6 protein-coding genes are annotated in these 5,231 nt (G+C 64.1%); all 6 read right to left on the bottom strand.

The genetic code is table 11. From position 1 onward, the window contains the following. On the bottom strand, nt 1-1,019 hold a 1,019-nt coding region (locus KA184_23040), incomplete at its 3' end, for a UTP--glucose-1-phosphate uridylyltransferase (protein ID MBP8132466.1). Continuing rightward, the gene (locus KA184_23045) at nt 1,016-1,402 is read right to left on the bottom strand and encodes a hypothetical protein (GenBank protein ID MBP8132467.1); all 387 of its coding nucleotides are present in this window, start codon (nt 1,400-1,402) and stop codon (nt 1,016-1,018) included. The genes KA184_23040 and KA184_23045, both read right to left, overlap by 4 nt. Before the next feature lie 36 nt (nt 1,403-1,438). Continuing rightward, nucleotides 1,439-2,566 (bottom strand): DUF1573 domain-containing protein, encoded by a 1,128-nt coding sequence (locus KA184_23050; protein ID MBP8132468.1) that lies wholly within the window; start codon nt 2,564-2,566, stop codon nt 1,439-1,441. Nucleotides 2,567-2,573: 7 nt separating this feature from the next. Next, nucleotides 2,574-3,614 (bottom strand): ATPase, encoded by a 1,041-nt coding sequence (locus tag KA184_23055; GenBank protein ID MBP8132469.1) that lies wholly within the window; start codon nt 3,612-3,614, stop codon nt 2,574-2,576. A 58-nt stretch (nt 3,615-3,672) separates the two neighbouring features. After that, a complete protein-coding gene (ybgF, locus tag KA184_23060; GenBank protein ID MBP8132470.1) occupies nt 3,673-4,653 on the bottom strand; it encodes a tol-pal system protein YbgF in 981 nt (326 codons plus the stop codon). 11 nt (nt 4,654-4,664) lie between these two features. Next, nucleotides 4,665-5,198, bottom strand: a complete 534-nt coding sequence (locus tag KA184_23065; protein MBP8132471.1) for an OmpA family protein — start codon at nt 5,196-5,198, stop codon at nt 4,665-4,667. Between the last annotated feature and the right edge of the window lie 33 nt (nt 5,199-5,231).

Here is a 5,231-nt window from a genome sequence, read left to right on the forward strand (position 1 = left end):
AACTGGTCGTATGCCGCGGCAATCCGTTCCACGAATCCGACATCGAGAATATGCATGGCCGGATTGCCCGCGTAATGCACGATGCCGCCGTGGCGGTCCGTGGCGAGCAACTGCGGGTACAGGTCGAGTTCGCTATATTCGATAACGCGGTATTCCCCGTCGCAGATGCAGTGCACACCCACGCCCTCGCGCATGGCCTCTTTCCGGTGCACTTTCGAGCTCATTTCCGCCTTGCGCGAGACGTGATAGCCGATAAACCAGGGGTCGGCCATATGGACGGCCCAGTTGTCCACCTGGAAATAGTACAAGGTGTCGATGCCGCGTTCCCGGGCGTGCTTCGTGCAGCCAGTGTCGACGAGGGCGGGTATGCAGCCGCCGTGCCCGTTAGGATTCATGGCTACGTGGCCGGGCGCGTCGAGCATGAAGAGACCCTCCGTGTTCACGCAGGGGACCATGCGCTGGCGGAAGGTAATTACGTCGCGCTCGTCAAGGCCGAAATAGCCGTTTTCCTGAAAATACTTGCGGGTAGCCGATTCGTTCGTGTCGCTGACCATCAGGTATAACGGCAATGCGCAGTCGTAGCGGCACTGAAGCGCGCGGATACGCTCGGCGTGGTAGTGAAAGATGCTCTTGCCGGTTACGGGCCCGATGGGGTAGGCGCCTTTCGGCCCGTCGAAGCCCAGGCGCGTGCCCTGGCCGCCCGCAACGATGACGATGCCGACGCGGTCGGCGCGCAGCGCGTCCATGCCCGCTTCGCAAGCTTCGCGCGCGTCGGGCCGGCCCTGGTCCGCGGGCGGAATGACGGGTATCGGCATGATTTCCGTGAAGGTTTCCGGCGGCGGCTCCTGACGGACCCATGTGTCGATGAGCCTATTCATAAACGGGAAATCAATGCTGTCGATCTGGGCGAGCAACCGTTCCCGACCGTCCGCGCCGAGCCGGTCCCAAAACCGGAACAAGTGTTCCTGGCCGAATTGCCGCGCGATGTCCTTCAGTTCCTGTTCGTCGCGTCCCGTCATAGTCTGCTCCAAGACTTGCCGTGTTTTGCCATTTCCTCGCGTTGCTGCCGGTTCGGCAGCAGGCTGGGGCGGGTGCCTTCCATCAACTCGAATTTCGAGCCGCAGCCGTCGCACAGGCCGTAGTCAAAATCAGGCTGTTCGAGCGGTTCGCCGCATTGGGGGCATGCCGGCTGGGCGCGCGCGTAGAGCGCCTCGGGCCGTTCAAAGGCCGTGCCGCAGCAGGGGCACTGGCGCAGCATGGCGGCGCGCCGCCAGCACCTGGTAAACATGCGCTCCGCGTCACAGATGCGGCAGTAGGCCGTGTGACCGACGATGGGAAATGTCTGGTCTCCGGTGTCGCCAGACTGGCCGTCTCGCTTTCTGCCGAGTCCGAACAGTGCCATTCCATGCCTTCCTATCCGTTACCGGCTTCCCGGGGCTCACCGTGCAACGATGACACGCACACCGATCCGCTCCTGATAGGTCTTTCCGCCGGTCAGCACGGCGAACCGCACTGTGCCCTCATACCGCCCCGCCGGGGCATCGGGCGAAACCGAGGCGGTCAACACCGCGGTATTGGGCGCGTCGCCCGGCGCGGCGTCCAGAACCACATGCGCAGCGTCCACGTTGAAATCGCGTATCTCGACGGGGGCTTCGCCCGTCACCAGAACGTCCGCCCGGGCGCCCGGCTGAGCCGCGGTAACAACGATGGCGAGGACCTGGGGCGGCGCGGGCTCGAACGCGTACGGAGCCTCTACTTCTGCTGTTACCTGTATAGGAAGTATTGGAAGACGCTCGATATTCGTCTTGAGTTCGAGAAAGCGCACGTAGGGTCCCGGCGGGGCCTGCTCGCCCACGGTCGCGGTGATCTCGAACTCCGCCTTGTCCGGGGCACTCCAGCTTTCAGGCGGTTTCCGGCGCCATTCGACCGTCAAATCCTCCGTCGCGCCTGTCCCGGCCCCAGCGCCTTTGACCATGACGCCCGCGATCTCGAGCGGGTTCTGCTGCAGCTGCCGCACGAGGACGGTCTGCGAAGTCACGGCGCCCTTGGAGACCGTTCCGAAAGCGACTTTTTCCGGGATAACCGCAAACTCGGGCTCGATATCCGCCACTACGTTAATATTGACGCGCGGCTCATCAGGGTCATTGGAAAAAACGGTGAGCGTCTTTCTCACGTGAAAGTCCGCAATGCGCCTGGGGTCGATCATGACCTCGACGGCGCCCTCGCCGCCCGGCGCCACCACGCGGCCGGACTCCGGAACACGGCCCTGCGTACACCCGCAGGTGGTCCGTACATCGCCCAGCCGGAGAGGCGCTCTTCCACGATTATAAACTTTGAACCGAGTCTCGAATATGCCCGAGTTCGGGATGGCGCCCACGTGAAGCTCGGGCGTCTCCAACTCGATATCGGCGACGAGCGAGGGGTCCGCGCCCACCGGCGGCAGCGACCCCGACGCCGGCTCATTCCGCGCCGTTCCCGGCGCGGGATTCTGCCACGCCGCGTAGAGCACGAATGCCCCGGCCAGCGCCAGTACAATCACCAAGACAAGACCGCCATGCAACCGCATATCTCGCTCATCCGGCTTTCAGTTTTACGCCAAAGCGCCGTTCCGCTTCCGCCAGTTGCCGGACCAGGTTTTCGTATACCGCATCGCTCACTGCCATGTCGAGTTCCATGCCCATCAGCAGAGCGCCGACCACGGGCTCAAACACCGGCACAACCGCTTCGGCGTCCGGGCACTCCCGGTGAATTACCGTGCGCATGGCGTCCGCGAGCACGGGGCTGTCGCCCTTGAACACACTGCCCGCCATCACGACTCTGAAGGTATCGCCGGCCATGGCGAGCTTGCGGGCGCACGCGTTCACCATCTCGCCCAAGTACCGTCCGCCCCATTCGAGGATGGTGCAGGCCGCCGCGTCGCCCAGCCGGGCCGCGTCAAAGACAAGCTTGGCCATGGGCTGTAGGTCGTCGTAAGACAACTCGCGCCTGTATAGCTTGTGAAACAGCTCCTCGACATCGGAACAACCGGAACGCTGGACGAAGAGGTCCGTCAACAGGGTCGGCGGCGTGATGCCGTCGCGGGCGCGCCAGACGGCTTGTATGCCCTCGACGCCGATGCTGGACCCGCTGACCTTGTCGCCAAACTCTTCGCCGAGGCCGCCCACGCGCGCGTCGCGCCCTTCCCGGTTGATGCCGGCGCAGACACAGCCCGTGCCGCAGGCGATGACGATGCCGTAAGGCTCGCGAAGACCGCCGCGCAGCCCGGCCATGCTATCGTTGCGGAACACGCGGGGCCGGTCTCCGAAAATGGGCGTAAAGATCTCCCGCTCGAGCATGACATAATCTTCGGGCAGGTCGGCGCCGGCTATCCCCATGCCGATGCCGCTGATATCGTCAAGCCGGAGCGACGCCGCAGCCAGCGCCTCATCGATAGCCCGCCGGTTCTCCGCGGCTGCCGCTTCGACGCCACGGACTTCATAGTTGCCCGCGCCGGCCCGGCCAAATCCAAGCGCCCGGCCTGTATCATCGCCAACCAGGCAAAACGTTTTCGTGCCGCCTGCGTCCAGACCCAGGTAGTATCGCATGGCTTCAATAACCGCTTTGCGTTTGTTCATGGGAAAAACGCGCGCGGGAACAGGGTCCCGCGCGCGTCGTGTTATGCGTGAATTGCGGTCAGCTTTCGCCGCGGAGTTTCTTCAAGTCCATTCGCGCTTGGTCGGCGGCGGGCGTGGTCGGGTAGCTGTTGATGACCTCCTCCAGCAACCGGGACGCCTCGTCCACCTGTCCGAGCCGCGAATGCGCCACCGCCTGGTTGTGCATGGCGAACGGCACTTTCGTGCTTCCCGGATACTCCGTGCGCAGGCGCTCGAACTCGCCAATGGCCTCCTGATACCTGTTGAGGTTCAGGCAGCACTTCGCCTTCCAGAACTGGGCGTTTGCCCGCAGATCCGAATCGGAATACTGGCGCAGAAAATCATCGAAGGAGCGCAACGCGGCCTCATAGTCCTCGTTGGCAAAACTCCGCTGCGCATTCTGATACGCCACCTGCGGGTCCCCCGCGGACGGCGCCGGCGCCGCCGGAACAGGCTGAGGCGCCGGTACCGGCGCGGGCGCGGGCGGCGGCGCCACAGGAACAGGTTCGGGAACTGGCGTGACATCGGCAGGCGCCACACTGGGCGGCGGCGAAACGGGCGCAGGAGGCGGCTGTACCGGCGGCGCGGTCATGGCGGTCACCGGTGGTTCCGAAGGCGGATTGCTCCACTCCGGCCCTATGATCTCGACCTGCGCGCCACCAGGCACCGGCGCCCCCGCGGCGGGGGCGCCTCCGGGTGCGGAAGTCAGGTTCCAAACCCGGTACGCCTGCGCCTTGAGCTCGTTGAGCGAACGTTCAATACTCTCCAAACGAACCTGGTTCTCCTCGGACATGGAACGGAGGGTTCGCGTCTCCTGGTCGGTTTGCTCGACGCGCGCACTGAGTTCCGCGGTGGTCTCGTTCAATTTCGTGATCGTCGTGTCCATCTCCTTGTCCAGATTCGTGACACGACGATGGATGTCGCTAATGGTCGCCTGGGTCTGCGAACCGCCCGTGGCGCAACCCGACACCGCAACCGCGAACAAGACCGCTCCCAAGGGAAAAACACAGGTCCGTATCATGGCGTTCGTTCCTAGCGCGCTTGCGCCCGGTTGAATTCCGCCCGGCGATTGTACCGCCACGCAGACTCATCGTGGCCGTCGACAGCCGGGAATTCTTCGCCGAAACTGATCGTGATCAAACGGTCGCCGGAAACGCCGAGTTGAATCAGGTGCTCGCGCACAGCCAGCGCGCGCCGTTCGCCCAGCGCCAGGTTATACTCCTGCGTGCCGCGCTCGTCGCAGTGGCCCGCGACCTGAATGATCACGCCCGGCACCTGCTTGATCTTTTCCGCGTTCTCGCGCAGGGTGGCCAGTGCATCAGCGCGCAGCGCCGAACTGTCATAGTCGAAGTAGATCGGCTTCAGGCCCTTGTCGGGACTGAACAGCAGGGCTTCCTGGTCGAGACCCGGCTGGCCTTCGCCCGTGGTCGATTCCATGCCCGTGGAGCCGGCGCCCATGTCCGGCTCGATGACGGGCTGCTTGCGTTTGCAGCCGCTTGTCGCCGTCAGGGCAAGAACCAGACCCACTGCGCACACTACATACGTCATACGGTAATACTTGCTCATACGTTCCTCCCGGATATTTGGTTATTGAAGGGT

Source organism: Candidatus Hydrogenedentota bacterium, from assembly GCA_018005585.1.
Taxonomy (GTDB): Bacteria; Hydrogenedentota; Hydrogenedentia; order Hydrogenedentales; family JAGMZX01; genus JAGMZX01.

Excerpts from the sequence above, each read along its gene's own strand:
- KA184_23045 (MBP8132467.1), bottom strand. The coding sequence starts at position 1,402 with ATGGCACTGTTCGGACTCGGCAGAAAGCGAGACGGCCAGTCTGGCGAC.
- KA184_23050 (MBP8132468.1), bottom strand. The coding sequence starts at position 2,566 with ATGCGGTTGCATGGCGGTCTTGTCTTGGTGATTGTACTGGCGCTGGCC.
- KA184_23055 (MBP8132469.1), bottom strand. The coding sequence starts at position 3,614 with ATGAACAAACGCAAAGCGGTTATTGAAGCCATGCGATACTACCTGGGT.
- ybgF (MBP8132470.1), bottom strand. The coding sequence starts at position 4,653 with ATGATACGGACCTGTGTTTTTCCCTTGGGAGCGGTCTTGTTCGCGGTT.
- KA184_23065 (MBP8132471.1), bottom strand. The coding sequence starts at position 5,198 with ATGAGCAAGTATTACCGTATGACGTATGTAGTGTGCGCAGTGGGTCTG.